19 protein-coding genes are annotated in these 21,899 nt (G+C 63.7%); 10 read left to right on the forward strand and 9 right to left on the reverse strand.

The genetic code is table 11. The annotated features are described in order from the left end of the window. The first annotated feature begins 170 nt into the window (after positions 1-170). Complete coding sequence (locus tag CH294_RS01825; protein WP_094736834.1) at positions 171-1,025, forward strand: SGNH/GDSL hydrolase family protein; 855 nt, start codon at positions 171-173, stop codon at positions 1,023-1,025. Here the strand turns inward: CH294_RS01825 and CH294_RS01830 are convergent, their stop codons facing one another. Then, positions 1,026-1,403 carry a hypothetical protein gene (locus CH294_RS01830; protein ID WP_032404126.1) on the reverse strand — a complete coding sequence of 126 codons (378 nt, stop codon included), beginning with the start codon at positions 1,401-1,403 and terminating at the stop codon, positions 1,026-1,028. It lies immediately after the preceding gene. Between the two features lie 68 nt (positions 1,404-1,471). Here CH294_RS01830 and CH294_RS01835 point away from each other — a divergent pair, with 68 nt between their 5' ends. Further along, on the forward strand, positions 1,472-2,011 hold the full coding sequence (locus tag CH294_RS01835; RefSeq protein ID WP_141215774.1) for a TetR/AcrR family transcriptional regulator: 540 nt from the start codon (positions 1,472-1,474) through the stop codon (positions 2,009-2,011). 33 nt (positions 2,012-2,044) lie between these two features. Here CH294_RS01835 and CH294_RS01840 read toward each other — a convergent pair whose 3' ends face one another. From CH294_RS01840 to CH294_RS01850, 3 genes are read right to left on the reverse strand one after another with little or no spacing between them, the layout of a single operon-like run. Further along, the gene (locus tag CH294_RS01840) at positions 2,045-2,827 is read right to left on the reverse strand and encodes a MerR family transcriptional regulator (RefSeq protein WP_094736835.1); all 783 of its coding nucleotides are present in this window, start codon (positions 2,825-2,827) and stop codon (positions 2,045-2,047) included. Between the two features lie 55 nt (positions 2,828-2,882). Continuing rightward, positions 2,883-4,175, reverse strand: a complete 1,293-nt coding sequence (locus CH294_RS01845; protein ID WP_094736836.1) for an MFS transporter — start codon at positions 4,173-4,175, stop codon at positions 2,883-2,885. After that, positions 4,172-5,809, reverse strand: coding sequence for an AMP-binding protein (locus CH294_RS01850; RefSeq protein ID WP_094736837.1), 1,638 nt, complete (start codon positions 5,807-5,809; stop codon positions 4,172-4,174). The genes CH294_RS01845 and CH294_RS01850 overlap by 4 nt, the downstream gene beginning before the upstream one ends. Before the next feature lie 153 nt (positions 5,810-5,962). On the opposite strand from CH294_RS01850, the gene CH294_RS01855 reads away from it, so the two are divergent. From CH294_RS01855 to CH294_RS01865, 3 genes are all read left to right on the forward strand, one after another. Next, entirely contained in the window at positions 5,963-6,580 is a 618-nt protein-coding gene (locus CH294_RS01855) for a TetR/AcrR family transcriptional regulator (protein ID WP_032404129.1), read from the forward strand. 95 nt (positions 6,581-6,675) lie between these two features. After that, complete coding sequence (locus CH294_RS01860) at positions 6,676-7,887, forward strand: acyl-CoA dehydrogenase family protein (protein WP_094736984.1); 1,212 nt, start codon at positions 6,676-6,678, stop codon at positions 7,885-7,887. Then, entirely contained in the window at positions 7,884-8,909 is a 1,026-nt protein-coding gene (locus CH294_RS01865) for a phosphotransferase family protein (RefSeq protein WP_037155563.1), read from the forward strand. The genes CH294_RS01860 and CH294_RS01865 overlap by 4 nt, the downstream gene beginning before the upstream one ends. A 14-nt stretch (positions 8,910-8,923) precedes the next feature. Here CH294_RS01865 and CH294_RS01870 read toward each other — a convergent pair whose 3' ends face one another. Together CH294_RS01870 and CH294_RS01875 are read right to left on the reverse strand one after the other, a co-directional pair. Further along, positions 8,924-9,856, reverse strand: coding sequence for an arabinofuranosidase (locus CH294_RS01870; protein ID WP_094736985.1), 933 nt, complete (start codon positions 9,854-9,856; stop codon positions 8,924-8,926). A 113-nt stretch (positions 9,857-9,969) separates the two neighbouring features. Beyond that, positions 9,970-11,574 carry a diguanylate cyclase gene (locus tag CH294_RS01875; protein ID WP_165430197.1) on the reverse strand — a complete coding sequence of 535 codons (1,605 nt, stop codon included), beginning with the start codon at positions 11,572-11,574 and terminating at the stop codon, positions 9,970-9,972. Between the two features lie 191 nt (positions 11,575-11,765). On the opposite strand from CH294_RS01875, the gene CH294_RS01880 reads away from it, so the two are divergent. Beyond that, positions 11,766-12,938: a beta-ketoacyl synthase N-terminal-like domain-containing protein gene (locus CH294_RS01880; RefSeq protein WP_094736839.1), complete on the forward strand. Its 1,173-nt coding sequence runs from the start codon at positions 11,766-11,768 to the stop codon at positions 12,936-12,938. 10 nt (positions 12,939-12,948) lie between these two features. Here the strand turns inward: CH294_RS01880 and CH294_RS01885 are convergent, their stop codons facing one another. Both CH294_RS01885 and fdhA read right to left on the reverse strand, forming a co-directional pair. Further along, a complete protein-coding gene (locus tag CH294_RS01885; RefSeq protein WP_032404133.1) occupies positions 12,949-13,152 on the reverse strand; it encodes a zinc-ribbon domain-containing protein in 204 nt (67 codons plus the stop codon). A gap of 109 nt (positions 13,153-13,261) precedes the next feature. Further along, on the reverse strand, positions 13,262-14,479 hold the full coding sequence (gene fdhA, locus CH294_RS01890; RefSeq protein WP_094736840.1) for a formaldehyde dehydrogenase, glutathione-independent: 1,218 nt from the start codon (positions 14,477-14,479) through the stop codon (positions 13,262-13,264). A gap of 268 nt (positions 14,480-14,747) precedes the next feature. Here fdhA and araB point away from each other — a divergent pair, with 268 nt between their 5' ends. The 4 genes from araB to CH294_RS01910 all read left to right on the forward strand — a co-directional run bounded on the left by araB (position 14,748) and on the right by CH294_RS01910 (position 20,634). After that, on the forward strand, positions 14,748-16,421 hold the full coding sequence (gene araB / locus CH294_RS01895) for a ribulokinase (protein WP_094736841.1): 1,674 nt from the start codon (positions 14,748-14,750) through the stop codon (positions 16,419-16,421). Next, positions 16,418-17,095 (forward strand): L-ribulose-5-phosphate 4-epimerase, encoded by a 678-nt coding sequence (locus CH294_RS01900; RefSeq protein ID WP_032404135.1) that lies wholly within the window; start codon positions 16,418-16,420, stop codon positions 17,093-17,095. Before araB ends, CH294_RS01900 begins: the two co-directional genes overlap by 4 nt. 39 nt (positions 17,096-17,134) lie before the next feature. Continuing rightward, on the forward strand, positions 17,135-18,619 hold the full coding sequence (gene araA / locus CH294_RS01905) for an L-arabinose isomerase (RefSeq protein WP_094736842.1): 1,485 nt from the start codon (positions 17,135-17,137) through the stop codon (positions 18,617-18,619). A gap of 167 nt (positions 18,620-18,786) precedes the next feature. Beyond that, the gene (locus CH294_RS01910) at positions 18,787-20,634 is read left to right on the forward strand and encodes a multicopper oxidase domain-containing protein (protein WP_094736843.1); all 1,848 of its coding nucleotides are present in this window, start codon (positions 18,787-18,789) and stop codon (positions 20,632-20,634) included. Here CH294_RS01910 and CH294_RS01915 read toward each other — a convergent pair. After that, positions 20,603-21,871 carry a CoA transferase gene (locus tag CH294_RS01915; protein WP_249304985.1) on the reverse strand — a complete coding sequence of 423 codons (1,269 nt, stop codon included), beginning with the start codon at positions 21,869-21,871 and terminating at the stop codon, positions 20,603-20,605. The two genes, CH294_RS01910 and CH294_RS01915, sit on opposite strands and share 32 nt — an antisense overlap. Between the last annotated feature and the right edge of the window lie 28 nt (positions 21,872-21,899).

Below are 21,899 nucleotides of genomic sequence, written 5' to 3' on the forward strand. Positions count from 1 at the left end.
TCCTTCGGAGAGGGGTACACGCGGCTGCGGTGTCGAAGACGAGCATAGAGCGATGGCGCAATTTGTCCGGAAGACCAGCGACTACCGCGTGTACTCCCGCAGCAGGCGATCGCCGCGGCACCGAACGGCGGTACGCTCTCGAGCAGCATCCGCCGGCGAGGGAGTCTGTCATGCGCATCGGAACGCATCGGTTCGGTCTCGGAATTGTCGTGCCCGTCATTGTCGCGCTGGCGATCCCCTCCCATGCGACAGCGTCGCCCATCGAGTACGTCAACCTCGGCGACAGCTTCGGTGCAGGCAACGGCGTGCTGCCGCTGGCACCGAACACGCCACTGAGGTGCCTCCAGTCGGAACAGAACTTTGCTCATCTCGTCGCGCGCGAGCAGGGCTACAGCCTCACCGATGTCAGCTGCGGCGGTGCTGCCACCGACGACTTCTATGCCCCTCAATTCGAGGGCACACGACCGCAGTTCGATGCATTGTCGCCATCGTCCGATGTGGTGACCTTGATGATCGGTGGCAACGACAACAGCGTGTTCTCGGGAGCGATCGCAGCATGCGTGAGTGCACTCGCAACCCACGCCGGTGCATTCGATCCGTGCACGCAGCAGAACGGAAGTAGCTTCGACGACAAGATTCTCGACAGCACCCTGCCGGCCGTCCGACAAGCACTGCGCGACATACATACTCGCGCGCCCGAGGCGAAGGTGATCATCATCGGCTATCCATGGCTCATCCCCGCAGCGAGCACGTGCGAACCGTCGGTCCCCGTCGCGCTCGGCGACGTTCCGTATCTGCGCGACCTCCAGGCCACGCTGAACGATGCCATCCGCGAGGCAGCGGCCGACACCGACACGACCTTCGTGGACATGTCCGTGGCGTCGGAGGGGCACGACGCCTGCCAGCCCGTCGGAGTGCGGTGGGTGGAACCACTGCTGTTCGCGGATCAGTTCGTGCCGCTGCACCCCAATGCCCTCGGTGAGGCCGCGATTGCAGCAGAAGTCACGGACGCGCTGGCCGGGTGATCACGAGGAGGTCGAGTCCGCGATGATCGTTGCGCCCAGCACGACGAACAACGTTGCGCCTGCCGCTACTCCGACCAAACTCGAGGCAGGCGCGCCCGCGCGACGGCCGAGCACACTTGCTGCGACGTCGAGGACATCGATTGCGATCCCGGCCTCCACGGCCGCTTTGCGAACGTCCGCGGATGGGTGGTGCAGCGCCATTCCCAGCGCGAGATCGCGGACTCCGAAGAGGCGCGTCACAACCCCCGCACTTCCGGCTTGACGCATGGGTCCGAGACCGAAGGCACGCCACGAATGCGCGGGACTCACCCACGAGACCAGTCCGGCGGTCGATCGCAGAACCGACAGTGCGAGCAAGGGAGTCGAACGTGTACGCATAGCGTCTCCTTCGAGTTGTAGTGGTCACTACAACAAAAGCTACCTGTAGTGACCACTACAATCAAGGTGTGGTCAAGAGACATTCACGCGAAGAGATGCTGTCCGTGGCACTGGACGCCGCCCTGGAAGGCGGCCTGAGCCGCTTGACCTTCGGCAGACTCGCGTCTCGTTTGAAGATCAGTGATCGCATGGTCGTCTACTACTTCCCGACGAAGGACGACCTCGTCACATCTGTTCTGTCAGTGGTCGGAGATCGATTGCAACATCTGTTGGCCGCGGCGTTCTCGACGCCCATGAACGACCACCGCTCACTGGTTGCGACGGCGTGGCCGGTTGTGGCACAGCCGGAGTGCGATCCGCTGTTCGGGCTCTACTTCGAGGCGATCGGCCAAGCAACAGCAGGACTCGAGCCCTACAAGTCCGTGGCCTCGCACTTGGTCGAGGGCTGGATCGAATGGCTCGGAGGCTTCGTCGTCGGTGATCAGGACTACCGACGCAGGGAAGCTGCCGCAGCTGTGGCTGTGCTCGACGGCCTTCTGCTCATGCGTCTACTCGGAGGCAGTGACCTCGCCGACTCGGCATCGACGTCACTGCTCGATCACCGATAGATCCGCTGGGGCAGAGCGGGTTCAGGACGCCGCTCATTCTGGGAGTGGCGTCTGGAACGACCACAGATGACCCTCGGGATCGCGAACGCTGTATTCACGAACGCCGTAGGGCATGTCGGTGGGCGGGTAGTCGATGGCTGCTCCGGTTGCCGCCACGCGAGCGTGATGGGCATCGACATCGTCGACGAGGATCGCAAGCGACGCGGTGACCGCGCCGGTGGTCAGCGGCGACACCATGCGATGTTCGGGGGCCTCGCGGTGCAACCAGACAACACCGTCACCGGCGTGAACCTCGCCGTGGACGGCTCGGTCGCCGTCGTATTCGATCTGTCCGGGAGCCAGTCCCAGCACGTCGACGAGGTAGGAATGGGCTGCTGCGATGTCGCGGTAGACCAGCAAAGTGGTGCGACGAGTGACCGCAGGCTCGTCGGTCGACAGGCCGGAGAGAAGGTCCAGTAGGGCGTCGTCGCTCGGGCGATCACCATGAAGAAGTCGGTCCTCCACGGCCCGAACACGCTCTCGCACACGAGCGAGCTCGGCCATCCGTTGATCCAGGTCGGCCAGATGCTGCCGCGTGAGGTGCTGGAGGTCCACTGCCTCCGGATCGACGTCCGCAAGCGGAGTGCCCAGTTCTCGGAGCAGGCGAATCCGGTACAGCCGGTCGAGATCTCCGCCGTCGTACCGGCGCCTACCCCCTCCGTCCCGGTCCGGAGCGAGCAGGCCCAGCTCTTCGTAGTAGCGCAGGGTCCGCTCGGTGACGCCGGTCCGACGGGCGACGTCACCGATACCCCAGGTGGCCGAATCACTGCTGTTCATGTAGGCAACGGTAGAACCTCACGCCACGTCAGGAGCAAACTCCGGTCGGGACGGGTCATACGTCCTCGAGTCGAATTCCCTTGGTTTCCTTCATGAAGAAGCAGGCGACGCCGGTCAGAGCGGCCAGGAACATGATGTACACGCCGAACACCCAGCCCAGATCGAACCCGAGGAACAGCTGGTTGAGATACGGCGCGGTTCCGCCGAACACCGCCACCGAGAACGAGTAGGCGAATCCGATTGCCTGCGTGCGGAGTCGGGTGGGAAAGCTCTCCGACAGTGTCGACGACAGAATCGAGGCCGGGACGGCGATGACGAGCAGGGCCACCGTCGACGGGAGCAGCAATGTCCACCACTGCGTCGAGATCAGCATCGTCAGCGGGATCTGCAGCAGGAACATCAGCACGGCGAAGGCAGCCAACATCGGCCGTCGACCGATCGAATCCGAGAGACGACCGAAGAACGGTAGGGACACCAGCGCTATCAACTGCGCGATGACGAGCATCCAGTACGCGGTGTCGGGATTCATCCCACGCTGCGTGATGGCGAATGTCGAGACGTACGAGGTCCAGGTGTAGTGCGCCGCCGTGATTCCCGACGTCATTCCGATCATCAGCACGATCGCCTTCACGACGGTCTTGCGTGCGATCGGTGCTTGTTCGACCTTGTTCTGCTCCGAGTCGAACACCTCGCTCTCGTCCATGTTCTTGCGCAGGTAGAGAGCGAACAGCGCCAGGAGTGCGCCCAGCAGGAAGGGGATGCGCCAACCCCATTGCCCGACAGCAGAATCCGACAGCGTGGAGGTGATGACGCCACCCACTGTGTATGCCAGAGCCGATCCACCGAAGATAGCGACGAACGCGACACTGCCCCACATGCCACGTCGGTTCGGCGGCGCGATCTCGCCGACGTAGGAATACGCCGTCGCCGACTCGCCACCATGCGCGAAACCCTGCATGACGCGTGCGAGCAACAGCAGTACCGACGCCCAGGCCCCGATCGCACCGTAGGTGGGCATGATGCCGATCAGCAGGCTGCCGGTCGCCATCATGAGCATCGTGGTGACGAGGACGAACTTGCGGCCCTTCTTGTCCGCGATCCGTCCGAACACGATGCCGCCGAGAGGCCGCATCAGGAATCCGACGGCGAACACCGCCAGCGTGGACAGCAGTGCGGAGACCGGATCGGACTGACTGAACATCGCTGCCGCGATGAACGGTGCGAACACTGCGTAGGCGCTCCACTCGTACCATTCGAGTACGTTGCCTATCGTGCTGGCGAACAGCGATTTCTTCCGTGAGGAGATATCCGGTGCCGAGCGGGTGTCGCGCGATGATCCGACGGTCATGGAGTGTCACTTTCGGTCGAATGGTTTTCCACAGGAACAGGTTTGAGTGCTGCACGTCGAATCTTCCCGGTCTGAGTCTTGGGAAGTTCGTCGATGATGTGAATGGCTTTAGGACGCTTGTACGCGGCCAACCGATCGCGCGCGAAATCGACCAGCGCATCCGGTGTCACCGAGGTTCCGTGTCGCAGGGATACATAGGCCACCACTGATTCGCCTTGGTAGGCGTCGGGTCTGCCCACCACGGCGGCTTCGAACACTGCAGGATGTTCGTAGAGGGTGTCCTCGACTTCCCGGGGCCAGACCTTGTATCCCGACACGTTGATCTGGTCCTTGAGTCGGTCGACGAGATACACCCATCCGTCGTCGTCGATGATCGCCACGTCTCCCGTGCGGAGACGACCTTCGGGCATCGTCGACGCGGTCGCAGCGGGATTTCTCCAGTAACCGGAGACCACCTGGGGACCCGAGATCACCAGCTCCCCAGCAACTCCCGGAGCCGTCGGCTGCCCTGCGGGGTCCACCGTTCGTAAGGTCACACGGGGTAGCGCCAGCCCGACGGACAACGACCCACTCGCGGGATCGACCGGCGCACGCACGCCGGGCGGAACGGCGATGACGCCCGCCGTGGTTTCGGTCATGCCGTATGCGTTGTGTATGTAGCAGCCGAACGCGGACTCGAATGCGGTCACCGTCGCGGGCGGAATCGGTGCACCGCCGGAGTACAACGCCTTCACCGACTCGAAATGAGCTCGCGTCACCCCCGCGGTCTCGGAGATCGCGTTGAACACCGTGATGGACCCGATGGTGTAGGTGACACGATGCTCGACGAAGGCGTCGAGAGTGACTGCTGCGTCGAAACGATGCGCGAACACGAGCACGCAGTCGCGAATCAGGGCCACCGCGGCGTCGAGCATTGCGCCGGTGATGTGAAACAGCGGCGCGACTGCGAACACGACGTCACCGTCGACGAGACCGGCCCGTTCCCCGAAATCGAGAGCAGTGGCGAATGCGTTCGCGTGCGAGATCTGCGCGCCCTTCGGCGGACCCGTGGTTCCCGACGTGTACGCCAGAAGCGCGAGATCGTCTGGCTTCGGATCGAACTCCGGGATGGATCGGCCACGGTAGACGTCGATCAGACCCATCAGATCCTCGTCGGGCCGAGGTGTCACGCGTGACGTCGACGAAAAGACTCGTGGGTCGTTTCGTGTCTGCACATCGAGTCCGCTTGTGCTCACGATCGATCGAATCGAACTGCCGCGCAACGTCACCCCCACAGCATCGAGGTCGCGTTCGTCGCACACGAGTGCGATCGGTTCCGCATCGTCGATCAAGGTACGCAGTTCACGGTTGCGGTACATCGGGTTGAGGATCAACGCGACCGCCCCGATCTTCCACAGTGCGAGAAACGTCAAGGCGTACTGCGGAATGTTCTGCAGATAGATGCCGACGCGATCACCCTGCGACACGCCTCGCTCGATCATGGCCGCGGCAAGCGCATCGGATGCCTCGTCCACCTCGCGGACAGTGAGCACGGCGTCGAAGTACGCCAGTGCCGGCCGGTCCGGGGTGTCGGAGACTCGGTTACGCCAGGCGTCGAGAACAGTTGCAGGCCCGGTCGCTCCGTCGAGGGTCATGGACGGCCCTTTCACTCGAGCAGAATTTCGGCCCGAATGGACCGACCGAACACTCGCTCGGTCTGCGTTTCAATAGTGTTCCGGATCACAAGTTTTGTGTCAACCCGGTACATAGGGGTCGGCCCCAGCCGAGTCGACCTCTACGGTAAGCGCATGACCGCGACCCACATCTGGCGAACCTACGAGGGCTCGAACCTCTCCCCAGCTTTGGCGTCGGCGCTGAACATGTTCGTCGAGCAGGGGTACCACGGCACGTCGGTGCGGCAGATCGCCGCAGGTGCCGGCCTGTCGGTTCCCGGCCTCTACCACCACTTTCCATCGAAGCAGGCCTTGCTGGTCGGCATCATGGATGCGTCGATGGACGAACTGCTGGATCGCACCCGATCGGCCGAGGACGGGGCGGGTCCGTCACCCAGCGACCGATTCGACGCAGTCGTGGAGTCCCTGCTGTTGTTCCACATTCACCGGCGCGACGCCGCCTTCGTCTGCTCGACGGAAATCCGCAGTCTCGACTCGGCGAATCGCACCGCGTACATCGCCAAGCGGGACGAAGAGCAACGGCTGCTCGACGCGATCGTTGCCGAAGGAGTCGAATCCGGGGTCTTCGACACGCCGCACCCGGCGGATGCCAGCCGAGCCGTCACCACCATGTGCGTCGGCCTCGCCACCTGGTATCGCCCCGACGGACCGATGACGCCAGGCGAATTGGTCGCCGTGTATCTCGACATCGCCCGACGGACGGTCGGTGCCGCGACCGCGATACCCGAGTAGCGGCGCGGGCCGGGTCCCTTGACCCGGACGGGCAGTTGTGTCAACCTTCGAGGAACCGAGCGAGTGTTCGGTCGGTACTGGACAAGGAGCGCATGGTGGCCATCGATCTGACGTACGACCCGGACATCGAGAAGCTGATCGACCGGACTCGCGCCTTCACTCGAGACCACGTGCTTCCCATCGAGGACCGGTTTCTGGGCAACATCACCGATGCGGGCGGCGACCGACTTCGCGTCGAGATGCAGGCGGCCGCGAAGGACGCGGGCGTGTTCGCACCACATGCGCCCGTCGAATACGGCGGCCACGGGCTGTCGATGAGTGACCGCGCCCCGGTGTTCGAGGAAGCCGGCTATTCACTGTTCGGCCCCATCGCCCTGAACCTCGGTGCGCCCGACGAGGGCAATGTCCACATGCTGGCGCACATCGCGTCGGCGGCACAGAAAGAGCAATTTCTCGCTCCCCTCGCGCACGGAGACGTGCGCTCGGCTTTCGCAATGACCGAACCTGCACCGGGTGCCGGTTCAGATCCCTCGGCGTTGACCACCGCGGCCGAACGGGTCGAGGGTGGATGGAAGATCAACGGGCACAAGTGGTTCATCACCGGTGCCGACGGTGCGGGGTTCTTCATCATCATGGCCCGAACATCGGGTGAGCCGGGCGATCGAGGCGGAGCCACGATGTTCCTGGCCCCCGCCGACACTGCGGGCATCACGGTCGGCCGACATATCGGCACTTTGGACAAGGCCATGATCGGCGGACACTGCGAGGTGTTCTTCGAGAACGTATTCGTGCCCGACGAGAACGTGCTCGGGGCCGTCGACGAGGGATTCGCCTATGCCCAGGTGCGTTTGGGACCGGCCCGCATGACCCATGTGATGCGCTGGCTCGGAGCCTCGAGGCGAGCTCACGACATCGCCGTCGCCCAGGTGGCCCAGCGCGAAGGGTTCGGCGGGAAGCTCGGCGATCTCGGCATGGTGCAGAAGATGGTCGCGGACAACGAAATCGACATCGCGGCCACTCGCGCACTGTTGATCAAGGCGTGCTTCGAGCTGGACCGGGGTGGACACGCGAGCAACGAGACATCCATCGCCAAGACGTTCGCCGCCGAGGCGATCTTCCGCATCGTCGACCGAAGCATCCAGATGTGCGGAGGGCTCGGCGTTTCGGACGATCTTCCGCTGGCGCGGCTCTCCCGCGAAGTGCGGCCGTTCCGCGTGTACGACGGACCGTCCGAGGTACACCGCTGGGCCATCGCCAAGCGGACGATCGGTGCCGCCAAGCGCGCCGCGCGGGAGGCACAGTCGTGAGCGATCTGCAGGGAATGAATCGCGATGCGCTGGAACGGTTCCTGCAGAACAACGGTATCGAGCTCGATGGCACGTTGTCGGTCGAGATGATCAGCGGTGGTCGCTCCAACCTCACCTACAAGGCATACGACGACACCTCGACATGGGTCGTTCGTCGACCGCCCACCAGTGGGCTCACCCCCTCTGCACATGACATGGCCCGCGAGTGGGCCGTCACCGAGGCTCTTGCATCCACCGATGTCCCCGTCGCCCGGACAGTGGCCTTCGATCGAGACGGTTCGGTTCTCGGCGCTCCGATGACCGTCGTGGATTTCGTACCCGGCCGAGTGGTCCGTACGCGTGAGGATCTTTCCGACCTCACCGACACGCAGGTCACCGAGAACGCCGCCGAGCTCGTCCGGGTACTCGCCAGGCTGCATGCCGTCGACCCCGCTGCTGTGGGCCTCGGAGCGTTCGGCCGACCCGACGGTTTCGTCTCCCGCCAGGTCGCGACGTGGGCTCGGCAGTGGCACAGCGTCAAGACCCGCGATCTACCCGATGTCGACCGACTTCACCGTGCACTCGAGGCTGCGATACCGACGCACTCGGCGTCGTCCATCGTCCACGGAGACTATCGCGTCGACAACACCATTCTCGATGCCGACAACGTCGGTTCTGTTGCCGCCGTGGTCGACTGGGAGATGTCCACCCTCGGCGATCCCCTCACCGACGTCGCACTGATGTGCATCTACCGTCAACCCGTGTTCGATGCGGTCCTGGGCGCGGACGCGGCATGGACGAGCGATCGATATCCCTCGGCCGACGACCTCGCACACCAGTACGCAGTGGAATCCGGTCGTGAACTGCACAATTGGGGCTTCTACCTCGCCCTGGCCAATTTCAAGCTCGGAGTGATCGGTGAGGGCATCACTCACCGCGCGCTGTCGGGTTCCGATACCGGAGCCGGTGCCCGTAACGCCGCAGACGCCACCGGGGAGTTCATCGCAGCCGGGCTCAGAGCACTATCGGGTACCACCGACTGACACGGACGCCCTCGTCAGGCAGGCTCTCTCATCACGCCGACATGGCGCACGGTTCCCGATAGGCCCGGGAGTTCCGTCGGTTCGGACCAGGTGTTCATACCGTCCGAACTGTCGGAGTAGAAGTACTTCCGGTTGGTGTAGTCGTCGTAGTAGAGCCGCCAGGTGCCGTCCGGCAACTCGATGACGGCGGGGCCTTCCTTCAAAGGACCGAAGTCGCGGAACAGAGCGGGCGTATAGGGCCCGATCAACGACGGCGCGGTCCAATGCTCGATCACCTTGCGGGTCTCGTTCTTCGTGAACGCGTGATAGGTCGATCCGGACTTCACGACCGTGGTATCGATGTGGTCGGCGTCGATCCCGACGAACGGAACCGGGAAGCTCCACATTCTCAGGCCCGGATCCATCGCGGTCATCAGATACGGCACGAATCCACCACCGGTCGAGAGCGACACGATGATGCTGACGCGGTCACCGTCGACGAACCATTCGGGTGCCCAAGCCTTCGTGGTGAACGGCGACAGAGACAGACCGTCCGAGAAGCCGGCCGAGCCGGTGAAGCCGGGCGGGCTCGCCGATCCGGTTCCGGCGCCGGTACCGGGCAGGAAGGCGCAGCAGAACGGAATCGGGAAATTCTGCAGGAACGTCCAGTCGACGCGGTCGCTGCTGCGAGCGAAGCCGATGTTGGCTCCGCCGCCCGTCGTGTAGGTCGCGTAGTACATACCGTCGGTGTGCCGAAAGATGCTCGAGTCTCGCACCACGCCGGACGGCGGCTGGTACGCCGAGGTCTGCAACGCGGTGAAGTCGGTGCCGTCGCTGGATTGGTAGACGTCCATGTTGCGATCACTGTCGTTGCTGAACGCCACCATCGTGTAGCGCCATTCGGACGGCGCGGCGGCACCGGTCCCCGCGGAGGCGAACAACAGGCCGGCTACAGCGAGGACCACCATCGGCATCGCGAGCATGCACTTTCGAGCGGTCGGTATCACCGAAGCAGTATTTACGACCCATACGCCTCGTGCGTAACTTTGGCAGCACGCACGAGAAATCGTTACCGATTCTGTTACGGATGCGAAAGATACTGCGTTGCGGGCTTGGCTTGGTACATCTCGTGGTCGGCGTCGTCGAGAATGTCGAGTGCACTTCGGGTGTCATCGCTGTCGACGGTGACACCACCGATGCTCGCCGTCACCGTCAACACCCGTCCCGCCGTCGTGATGGGAGAGGCGAGCTCGGCGCGCACATCATCGGCCTCGGTGCCCGCCCGATGTGGAACCACTGCCACGAACTCGTCGCCACCGATTCGTCCGACGAAGGCGTCGGCCGGGAGCGCTCTGGTCAGACGCGCGGCAACCACTCCGAGCACAGCGTCGCCGACAGTGTGTCCGTGCAGGTCGTTGATCGTCTTGAAGTTGTCGAGATCGATGAACAGCACCGCCATGGCGTCGTCGCGGGCCGGCCGCGCCAGTTCCTCGTCGAGGCGCGCCAGGATCAGCGGCCTGTTCGGCAGGCCGGTCAGATCGTCGTGAGTCGCGGCATGCTCAAGCTTTATGTTCATCCGGTAGGCGTCGGTGATGTCGACGAACGTGGCGACTACGGAGGGGGACGGGCTGCCCGACGTCAGCATCGTCGCCGTCAACGACAGCCAGAAGTTCCGGCCGTCTCGTCGACGCTCGATGCCGATCACCGCCTGGCTGGGCGCGCCGGTCTTTCTCGTAGCGGCGACCGGGTGCTCGAACGGGTGGATCGGTCCCTCGTCGGTTCCGTACACGCGGAAGGGGAGGTACGCCCCCTGCCCTGTCTCGGTCCCCACCTGAATGTCCAGGATCGTCTTCGCCGCGAGGTTCGCCGACTCGATGCGGCCGGTGTGATCGAGCACGACGACCCCTGCCTCGAGCGATTCAACCACGGCGGTGAAGTGGTCTTCGGCCCGTCGCACCGCACTTCGGTCGGCGCACACCAACACCCAGCCATCGGGCATCTGAGCCGCGGACACCACCACCGCCAGCGCGGTGCCGTCCGCACGACGATGCGACTCGCACAGTTGTCCACCGGCCCGCAGAATCGAGGCCGGATCGCACGGGACGCCGACCGCGTACGAGACGCTGCGACCGAGAACGTCGGCCGAACACCGTCCGTACACCGACTCGGCTGCGGGGTTCCAACTCGACACCAGACCGTCGGACGACACTCCGACGATGGCATCGCTGACGTGCTCGACCAAGGCGGCTTGATACCGCAACGCCTTCTGTGCCGCCTTGTGCTCGGTGAGATCTCGCAGAATGACCTGAAACGCCGGCTCGCCGTTCCACACCGTACGCACGGACACTGCTTCCATGGTCAGTGTCGTCCCGTCGAGTGCAAGCACCGTCGCTTCGGACGCAGCGCTGGCCGTGCCGTGAATGCCGAGAGCGGCGATGCGCTCGAACATGGGCCCGATCGACTCGGCAGCAATGAAGTCTTCGATCGGCCGTCCGATGACGTCTTCGGCGCTTTCGGCGCGTAGGTATCGCATTCCGGCAGGGTTCAGATAGACGAGTGTCCCACGTCGGTGAACACCGATCGCGTCCGGTGAATGCTCGACGAGAACCCGGTAGCGGTCTGCCAATCCAGGCGACGCGGGACTTGGTTCAGGGTCGCCGACGCTCTCGCGCTCCCCTGGGGCCATGCTCGGTCCTCGCGTTCGTAGACAGACGGTCAACACCCGATTGAACCACCAGAACGGAGATCGGTGGAGTTCGATGCCCGATTTACAACGAACATCCGATTCTCGACTGGACCCGATGCCGGTTTCACGGGCTAAATCGAGGCGTGAGCCGAATCCGGCTTGCATACCTCGGAAAGAAACGGATATCGACGATGAGCACTCAGGGCATCGGCATCACGGGGATCGACATCAGCGGGATCGGCGCAGTGTCCGGCTACGGCTGGGGCACCGACGCCCTGTGGCACGGCCTGTCCACGGGCAAGGCGGCAGCCACCCTGCACCACGATCGCACCCGACCCGGCAGAAATCCGGTGTGGCTGGCAAAAGTCCCCGACGGCGGAGACCACGGCGACGGCACCAGCCGGTTCGGTCGGGCGCTTCGCGGGGCCGCACGGGAGGCCATCGACGACGCGATGAAGCGCGGTTGGCATCCGGGGCGACGTGTCGGTCTGATCCATGCCGTCGTCCTCGGTGAAGTGGACGAGTGGCGAAACTTCTACCTGGAGGACGGTGGTGAGCGCCGAGTACGTGACTATTTGACCCTGATGCCGTCGACGCCGGTGTCGCTCTTGATGCAGGAATACGGTTTTCACGGCCCGGCCATGAATGTCTCGGCCATGTGCGCATCGGGCAACGCCGGCCTGCTGACTGCCAAGATGTGGCTCGATACCGACTTCGTCGACGACGTCGTGTTCGTCGCCACCGATCTGTCGCTGACGCCGGAGAACATCGATCATTTCGTCAAGCTCGGCGTCGGCGTCGTCGACGTGGAGCCCCAGGAGGGCTGCCGGCCGTTCCAGGAGGGCAGTCGCGGATTCGGAATGGGCGAAGCGGCAACGGCTTTCGTACTGTCCAATCGAAGCTCTGCCTCGTACGCTCGGGTGTTGGGCGGCTCCATGACGCACGACGCGTTCCACGCCACCTCGATCGACCCGGCCCTCACCCAGGTACGAGGATGCTTCGAGCAGGCCTTGGCCGATGCCGGCGTCACACCACGCCAGGTGCGTTACCTCAATGCCCACGGCCCCGGCACCGCGCAATGCGACGCAGCGGAGACGGAGATGTTGGAGACGGTGCTCGAGTCACACGCACAGGTGTATTCGGTGAAACCATTGACCGGACACTGCCAGGGTGCGGCCTCGGCAATCGAAACAGTCTCTGCGGTCATGGGATTCGAACGTGGAATCGTGCCCGCAGCACCTCAGGTCTCCGATGCCCATCCCCTGCTGCTCGACGGATTCACCACGGCAGAAAGCGGATTGACGGTGAAGTCGTCACTGGGAATGGGCGGACACAACTCGGTGGTGGTGCTTGCTCCGGCGTGACGTGCCTTCCTCAGACCTCGGTGGCAGCTCCGCAGATTCCGCACTCCTCGAATTCGACTCGCTTCCAGCGTGCAATCGGAACGAAGAACAGCGTGAATTGCTGATACTGCTTCATCCGCACCCACTGCGTGGTGTTGTGGCACCGCGGGCAGTTTCGCGTTGCGCCAGGGCCGACGTGTTTGCGCTTGCTGCCGAAACCGAAGAGTAGGAACATCACCCCAGCATAGGTGGCCGAACGACTGCCGAACTCGATGCAGCACACGTTCGAGCCACCCTCGCATTCTTGCGATGGTGGCTCGAACGACTGCCGGGGTCGGACGCTGTCAGCCGGCGATCATGCCGTGCGGGTCGATGACGAATTTCTGTGCAACGCCACTGTCGAATTCGCGGTAGCCGCGCGGTGCATCGTCGAGCGTGATGACCGTGGCATTCACGGCCTTGGCAATCGAAAACCGTTCCTTGAGAATCGCATTCATCAACTCTCGGTGGTAGCTCATCACCGGGCACTGCCCGGTGGCGAACGACAGCGACTTGGCCCAACCGGTACCGAGGCTGAGCGAGAGAGCGCCACGCTGCGCAGCCTCGTCCACACCGCCCGGATCGCCGGTGACGTACAGCCCGGGGATCCCGATGCCGCCACCCGCCGTGGTGATCTCCATGAGCGAGTTGAGCACCGTCGCCGGTGCCTCGTGGGACGAATCTCCACCGTGACCGCGAGCCTCGAAGCCCACTGCATCCACCGCGGCGTCGACCTCGGGGACGCCGAGAATCTGTTCGATCTGATCCTGCGGTGCACCCTTGCCGACGTCGACGGTCTCACAGCCGAAGGTTCGCGCCTGGGCCAACCTGTCGGCGTTCATGTCGCCGACTATCACCACCGACGCTCCCAACAGTTGCGCACCGACCGCAGCAGCGAGGCCGACCGGACCCGCACCCGCGATGTAGACCGTCGCACCGGGTTTCACTCCTGCGGTGACCGCTCCGTGGAATCCGGTGGGAAAGATATCGGACAGCATCGTCAGGTCCAGGATCTTCTCCAGCGCCTGGTCCCGGTCGGGAAACTTCAACAGGTTGAAGTCCGCATACGGTGCCATGACGTACTCGGCCTGGCCCCCGACCCAACCGCCCATGTCGACGTACCCGAACGCCGACCCGGGTCGATCGGGGTTCACGTTGAGGCAGATGCCGGTCTTGCGTTCCTTGCAGTTTCGACACCGTCCACACGCGATGTTGAACGGTACCGAGCAGATGTCTCCGACCTTCAGGAATTCGACGTCACGACCCACCTCGACGATTTCGCCGGTGATCTCGTGGCCCAGCACGAGCCCCTCGGGTGCGGTCGTGCGCCCGCGCACCATGTGCTGGTCGCTGCCACAGATATTGGTCGAGACGACCTTCAGGATCACACCGTGTTCGCATTTTCGACCGACATTGGCGGGGTTCACTCCGGGTCCGTCGGTCAACTCCAACCCGGGAAACGCGATGTCGTGGACCTCCACCTTCCCTGGGCCGGCGTATGTCACTGCGCGGTTGTCTGCCATGAGTTCTCCTCTTCGATGAGTGAGCTGGGTGACCGGCAGGCCGAGATCATCGACTCGATCTACGCCTGTGGCCCGCGTCACACCAGTATGCACAGTTCTTCATGTGTTCGCGGACACCGAACTCGCAGTGGAGGTGAGCGACCCGAGATCGACGCCCCGTCCCCCAATCGATCGACCATCACATACCGATGCACTTGACTCAGCCCGATGTTAGCGCTCACACTGTGTTGCACACGTCACAGTCGGTGGCACAGTGAAGGAGATTTGCATGCCGGTGGACCAGTACACGGTGGGCGTCGACTACGGCACCCTCTCCGGCCGTGCCGTCGTCGTCCGCGTCTCGGACGGTGCCGAAATAGCATCTGCCGTACACGAATACCGACATGCCGTGCTCGAGGAAACTCTGCCCGGCAGTACAGTCCGACTGCCCGACGCCTGGGCCCTGCAGGTACCCGACGACTATCGCGACGTCCTACGCCATGCGGTACCCGCAGCGATCGCGGCCGCCGGAATCGCGCCGGAGCAGGTGGTGGGCATCGGTACCGACTTCACCGCATGCACCATGGTGCCCACCTATGCGGACGGCACCCCGCTGAGCGAAGACCCTCGATTCGCCGATCGACCACACGCATACGTCAAACTGTGGAAACACCATGCAGCGCAGGGACAAGCCGATCGCATCAACGAACTGGCCGCCCGACGCGGCGAGAGCTGGCTCCCCCGCTACGGCGGCTTGATCTCCTCGGAATGGGAATTCGCCAAAGCGCTGCAGATCCACGAGGAAGACGCCGAGATCTACGAGGCCATGGACCGGTGGGTCGAGGCGGCCGACTGGATCGTCTGGCAGCTGTGCGGAAATTATGTACGCAACGCAAGCACCGCGGGCTACAAGGGCATCTACCAGGACGGGAAATATCCTTCGGTCGATTTCCTGACCGAACTCGCGCCCGGCTTCGCCGGATTCGTCGCCGACAAACTCGATCAGCCTCTGGGCGAACTGGGCTCGCGGGCAGGAACGTTGACCGCCGAGGCTGCGGCATGGACAGGACTGCCCGAGGGAATCGCCGTCGCGGTCGGCAACGTGGATGCCCACGTCACGGCACCGGCCGCGGGCGCAGTCGAGTCGGGTCGCATGGTCGCCATCATGGGAACGTCCACCTGCCACGTGATGAGTTCGACCGTGTTGAACGACGTCCCCGGGATGTGCGGCGTCGTCGACGGCGGCATCGTGGCCGGCTCCTACGGGTACGAGGCGGGCCAGAGTGGCGTCGGTGACATCTTCGGATGGTTCACGCGCACTTCGGTTCCCGCGTCGTACTCCGAAGCAGCGGCGGCCGCCGGGGAGTCGGTGCACGAATACCTGACGCGGCTCGCGTCTGCCCAAGAAGTGGGCGAGCACGGCCTGGTCGCGCTCGACTGGCACAGCGGCAACCGGTCGGTGCTGGTGGACCACGAACTCTCCGGACTCGTCATCGGAACCACACTGGCCACGCGTCCCGAGGACACCTATCGCGCACTGCTGGAGGCCACCGCATTCGGAACCCGCGTCATCGTCGAGACGTTTCGCGACAGCGGCGTTCCTGTCGAGGAATTCGTCGTGGCCGGGGGTCTGGCTCGCAACCCACTGCTGATGCAGATCTACGCGGATGTACTGCGAATGCCGTTGTCCGTCATCACTTCCGCGCAAGGGCCCGCACTCGGCTCCGCCATCCATGCCGCCGTGGCCGCCGGTTGCTATCCCGACGTGCCGGTGGCGTCCAAATCGATGGGCAAGGTCCGCCGCGGTGCCTTCGTACCGGACGAGTCCCGATCGAAGGCCTACGACTCGCTGTACGAGATCTATCTGGAACTACACGATCGCTTCGGTCGGGACGTACCGACGATGCGCCGGCTGCGATCACTTCGACGCGCTGCTCTGACCAGGAAGTTGGAATCGAAATGACGGTTGTCGACGATGTTCGCGGAGTCGTCGAGGAGATCCGCAGAGACGTGTGCGCATTGCACGCCGAACTGATGCGCTACGGATTGGTCGTGTGGACGGCCGGCAACGTGTCTGCGCGAGTACCCGGGCGAGATCTCATGGTCATCAAACCCAGCGGCGTCTCCTACGACGATCTGACACCGGGCAACATGGTGGTCTGCGATCTGCACGGTCGAGTGGTCGAAGGTGAGCATGCGCCGTCCTCGGACACCGAGGCACAGGCGTACGTCTATCGGCACCTCGACCACATCAACGGTGTGGTGCACACTCATTCGCCCTATGCGGTCGCGTGGGCTGCTCGAGGAGAACCCATTCCGGTCGTCACCACGATGTGCGCGGACGAATTCGGCGGAGACATTCCAGTGGGTCCTTTTGCCGTCATCGGCGACGACTCGATCGGCCGCGGCATCGTCGACACCCTGGCCGGCAGTCGGTCTCCCGCCGTCCTGATGCAGAACCACGGAGTGTTCGCAGTGGGACCCAACGCTCGATCCGCGGTGAAGGCGGCGGTCATGTGCGAGGACGTCGCACGGTCCGTACATCTGTCTTACCAACTGGGACAACCACTTCGCATTCCGAGCTCCTCGGTCGACGCACTGTACGACCGATACCAGAACGTCTACGGCCAGCGCTGACCGGCGCCACACACTCTTTCCACGGAAGGTACATTCTCCATGTCCGAAGTATGGTTTCTCACCGGCAGCCAAGCCCTCTACGGTCCCGAGACGCTCGAGCAGGTAGCGGTCCAATCACGTGAGATCGCAGACAAACTCGACGACGCACTACCGGTGTCGGTCGTCTGGAAGCCGGTACTGCTCGACGCCTCGTCCATCCTGCGCTGCATGCGCGAGGCCAACGCCTCCGCCGACTGCATCGGCGTTGTCACTTGGATGCACACCTTCTCCCCCGCCAAGATGTGGATCGCCGGCCTCGATGCCCTGGACGTCCCACTGCTGCACCTGCACACCCAAGCCGGAATGTCGTTGCCGTGGTCCACGATCGACATGGAGTTCATGAACCTGAACCAGGCTGCGCACGGCGATCGCGAGTTCGGGCACATCGAATCCAGGGTCGGTGTACTGCGGACCACCGTCGCAGGCCATGTCGACAATCCGACGGTACGGACGCGGGCGGAGCAGTGGGCGCGGGCGGCGCTCGGGCGGGCCGAGCTGCGGTCGCTACGGCTGGCTCGTTTCGGCGACAACATGCGTGACGTCGCGGTCACCGAGGGCGACAAGGTCGAGGCGCAGCTACGTTTCGGGGTTTCCGTGAACACTTACGGCGTCAACGATCTCGTGGACGTGGTCGACGGTGTCAGCGAGGCGGCAGTCTCGGAACTCGTCGACGAGTATCGGTCGCTGTACGACATCGCCCCCAGTCTGGACAAGGACGGGGACCGTCACGACTCCCTTCGATACGGTGCACGCGTCGAAGCCGGAATGCGGCAGTTCCTGACCGACGGCGGATTCAAGGCCTTCACCACCAACTTCGAGGATCTCGGTGGGCTTCGTCAGTTGCCGGGACTCGCAGTGCAACGGCTGATGGCCGACGGTTACGGCTTCGGCGGCGAGGGCGACTGGAAGACGTCGATGTTGTTGCGCGGCATGAAGGTGATGGCCGAGGGGCTGGACGGTGGCACGTCCTTCATGGAGGACTACACCTACCACCTGGTGCCCGGAGAAGAGAAGATTCTCGGCGCACACATGCTGGAGGTGTGCCCATCGATCACGACGTCGCGACCCACACTGGAAATCCATCCGCTGTCGATCGGCGGACGTGAGGATCCGGTGCGGTTGCGATTCACCGCCGATCCAGGACACGGCGTCGTCGTCGGGCTGTCCGACGTCGGTGAGCGATTCCGATTGACGGCCAACGTGATCGACGTGGTCGAACCCGACGAGGCACTGCCGAAGCTGCCGGTGGCGTGTGCAGTGTGGGAACCGCAGCCGTCACTGTCGGTGTCGGCAGAATCGTGGTTGACAGCCGGCGCGCCCCACCACACTGTCCTGAGCACGGCCATCGGTCTGCCTGTGCTGGAGGCGTTCTCGGACATGATCGGGGTCGAGCTGCTCCCCATCGACTCCACCACCACCACACGCGGATTCCAGCAGACCTTGCGATGGAACGCGGCGTACCACCGACTCGCAGCGAGGTTGTGACCGCAGCCCATCCAATTTCGAAGGCGCCACGTCAGACGTCGTCTACCTGATCGAACGACCGAACCACCGTCGGACGCGAGTATGGAGCGGGCATTCAGCTGAAAAGCTAATCCATACCGTACCGAACTGTATTGTCACTCCCGTCTGGATCAGGGAGGACGGAACCGATGGTGAAACGACAGTGGCAGCCGAGCAGGCGACGGCTGCTCGGTAGCGCAGCAGCCGTGGTGGCAGGGACCGTAAGCGGTGCATGGCTTTCGCGTGCGAGCGCCGACCCGACGGCTCCGTTCTTCCCGTCGCGGGCGCACGACCAACCGACGATCCCTGGAATCTCGGTGTTCTCGTACAAGTCTCCGAACCTGACCAAGTTCGTCGACCCACTGACGATTCTGCCGCGCCGCCGCCTGGGCGGGGACATCGTCGCCGGACTGCACCAGCACCGGTTTCACCGTGACCTACCGGAAGTTGCGAGCTGGGGATTCGACGGCGTCACTCATCTGGGTCCGATTCTGGAAGTTCGGCGCGGTGAGATCATCTCCACGCGGTTCGTCAACGATCTGCGCTCGCACGTGCTCGCGGCCGACGTCGACACCACTTTGCACGGTGCCCTCGAAATCGACCGCACGGAGCCACCATTGGCTGTCCATCTTCACGGAGCGCCCAACCGCCCAGAGTTCGACGGCTATCCGACGTCTGTCGTTCGACCCGGCCAGAGCGTCGAGATGACCTTCGGGAACGATCTCGACGCAACTACGCTGTGGTACCACGACCACTCGATGGGAACGAGTCGTCTGTCGATCTATTCCGGGCTGGCCGCACCCTATTTCGTTCGTGACGACTGGGATACCGGTGAGGCAGACAATCCGCTCGGGCTCCCGTCGGGGACTCGTGAGATTCCGTTGATGTTGTGCGACAAACTGTTCTACGACGACGGGCGGTTGCGCTACGACAACACCCCGACCGTGCAGCAGGGTCACTGGGCGGGCGGACTGTGCGGGGACGTGATGGTGGTCAACGGTAAGGCGTGGCCCTATCTCGACATCGATCGAGGCGTGTATCGCTTTCGGTTGATCAGTTCGAGCCAACTCAACGACTACCGATTGGCACTGTCGAACGGCGAGCCGTTCTGGGTGATCGGTAGCGATGGTGGACTTCTGGACGCCCCGGTCATGGTTGGCGAACTGGACATCGCGCCCGCCGAACGCTACGACATTCTGATCGACTTCTCCCGTGCCGAGCCAGGAACCGCCATCGATCTGGTCAACACGATGCAGATATCGATCGCGGGACAGGCCAACGGCGCCATGGCGATCCGCGACGTGATGCGCTTCGTCGTCGGCGAGAGCCAGGCACCGGTGCGGACCGTCCCTCACACGCTGAGGCGCTCGGCCACTGCTGTTCCGGGGACACCACAATCTGTCCGTACAGCGACGCTGTCTGTCAACGCCAACACCGAGAACCCCACGTTTCTCGGTGTCCTCGGTATGAGTCTGAACAACATGCGATTCGATCAGTCCGATTTCGACATGCCGGTGCAGGGAACCACCGAGCAGTGGGATTTCGTGAACGCGGACGCCACCTTTCAGGTTCATTCGATGCACGTTCACCTGGTGCAGTTCAAGGTCCTCGGCCGCCAGGACTTCGACAAAGTGCGCTACCTGGCCGAGAACCCACCGCCGCTACTGGGTACTCGCTGGACACCGTCGGCCGACGAGTACACCACGAACAGCCCGGAACCGCCCGCGCCGTACGAATCCGGATGGAAAGACACTGTCCGATGCCCACCGAACCAGATCACTCGAATTCTGGTCCGATGGCCGACAGCCGATGAACTCGGATTCGATCCTGACGCGGAGTTCACCGGCCCCGACGGCGCCGCCGCGCAGGGGTACGTGTGGCACTGCCATCTGACCGATCACGAGGACAACGAGATGATGCAACGACTGAGGGTCGTGTCGGCCGAGGGCGCTGCCCCCTCCTCAGTCACGCACGGTGCCGGCGGACACCACCATTGACCTGCTCTCCACCGAGATCTGTTCGAGCGCTCGCCAACTCACCGAGAATATCGTCGGTGTGTTGACCGAGTTCAGGTCCTACGTTGCGGATCGACACCGATCGCTCGCCGATTACCGGTACGATGCCGGGAAACCCCACCGAGACCGGGTCAGGACCACCTGTATCGACAGGGAACTGCTGAATCATGTTGCGAGAGAGCATCTGCTCGTCCGTACAGATATCGGCCGCTGTATTGATCGGACCGCTCGGCACCTCCGCCGCGTCGAGCACTGCGAGCGCCTCGGCGCGAGTCGCCTTTGCAGCCCACGCACCGATCGCCTCATCGAGTTCGTCTCGACGTTTCCACCTGCCCGCACCACCGGACAGTTCGGGATCGGTAGCCAAGTCGGGACGCCCGATCGCCAGCATGTAGCGAACGAAGATGGCGTCTCCGTTGCCTGCCACAACGATCGACAACCCATCCGAGCACGTGTAAGCGTTGGACGGCGCTATCCCTTCCATCCGCCCGCCGAGACGTTGCCGCTCGACACCGTACGCCAGGTAGTCGGGAATCAGTGACTCGAGCACCGAGAACATGGATTCGCTCAGCGCAACATCGATCACCCGAGACGACAGCGGCAGCGGACCTTCTTCGATGGTCCGAGAACGATTGTGCAGCAACGCCATCACTGCTCCGAATCCTGCATACAATGCGGCTACCGTGTCGCCTATGGACACTCCGACCCGAACGGGCGGCCGGTCGGGATCGCCGACCAACTCCCGAAATCCACTGTACGCTTCGGCAACTGCAGCAAATCCCGGCCGTTTCGACAGCGGCCCGGTTTGCCCGAACGCCGAAATGCGCACGAGGACGACGTTCGGATTGGCGGCATCGAGGGCGTCCGGCCCGATGCCCCACTTCTCCAGTGTTCCAGGGCGGAAGTTCTCGACCACCACGTCGCACGTCGCCGCCAAGTCGAGGACGGACCGTCGACCCTCTTCGGTCTTGAGATCGAGCACGATCGACTTCTTGTTGCGGTTGAGCGTTCTGAACAACATGGAGGTGGTCCCTGAATACAGGCGCCACGAACGGGTCTCGTCGCCCGTGTCCGGGCGCTCCACCTTGATCACTTCGGCACCGAAATCCGCGAGCAGGCGTGCAGCGGTGGGCCCGGCGATGTAGTTCCCCAGTTCCAGTACGCGAAACCCGCTCAGCGGCAGTGCATTCGAGTCAGCAGATGGGTCTTCTCCGAGCACAGCAGCCTCCGTCGAGTGGTGGGAGTCA

This window comes from Rhodococcus sp. 14-2483-1-1 (genome assembly GCF_002259335.1).
Lineage (GTDB): Bacteria > Actinomycetota > Actinomycetes > Mycobacteriales > Mycobacteriaceae > Rhodococcoides.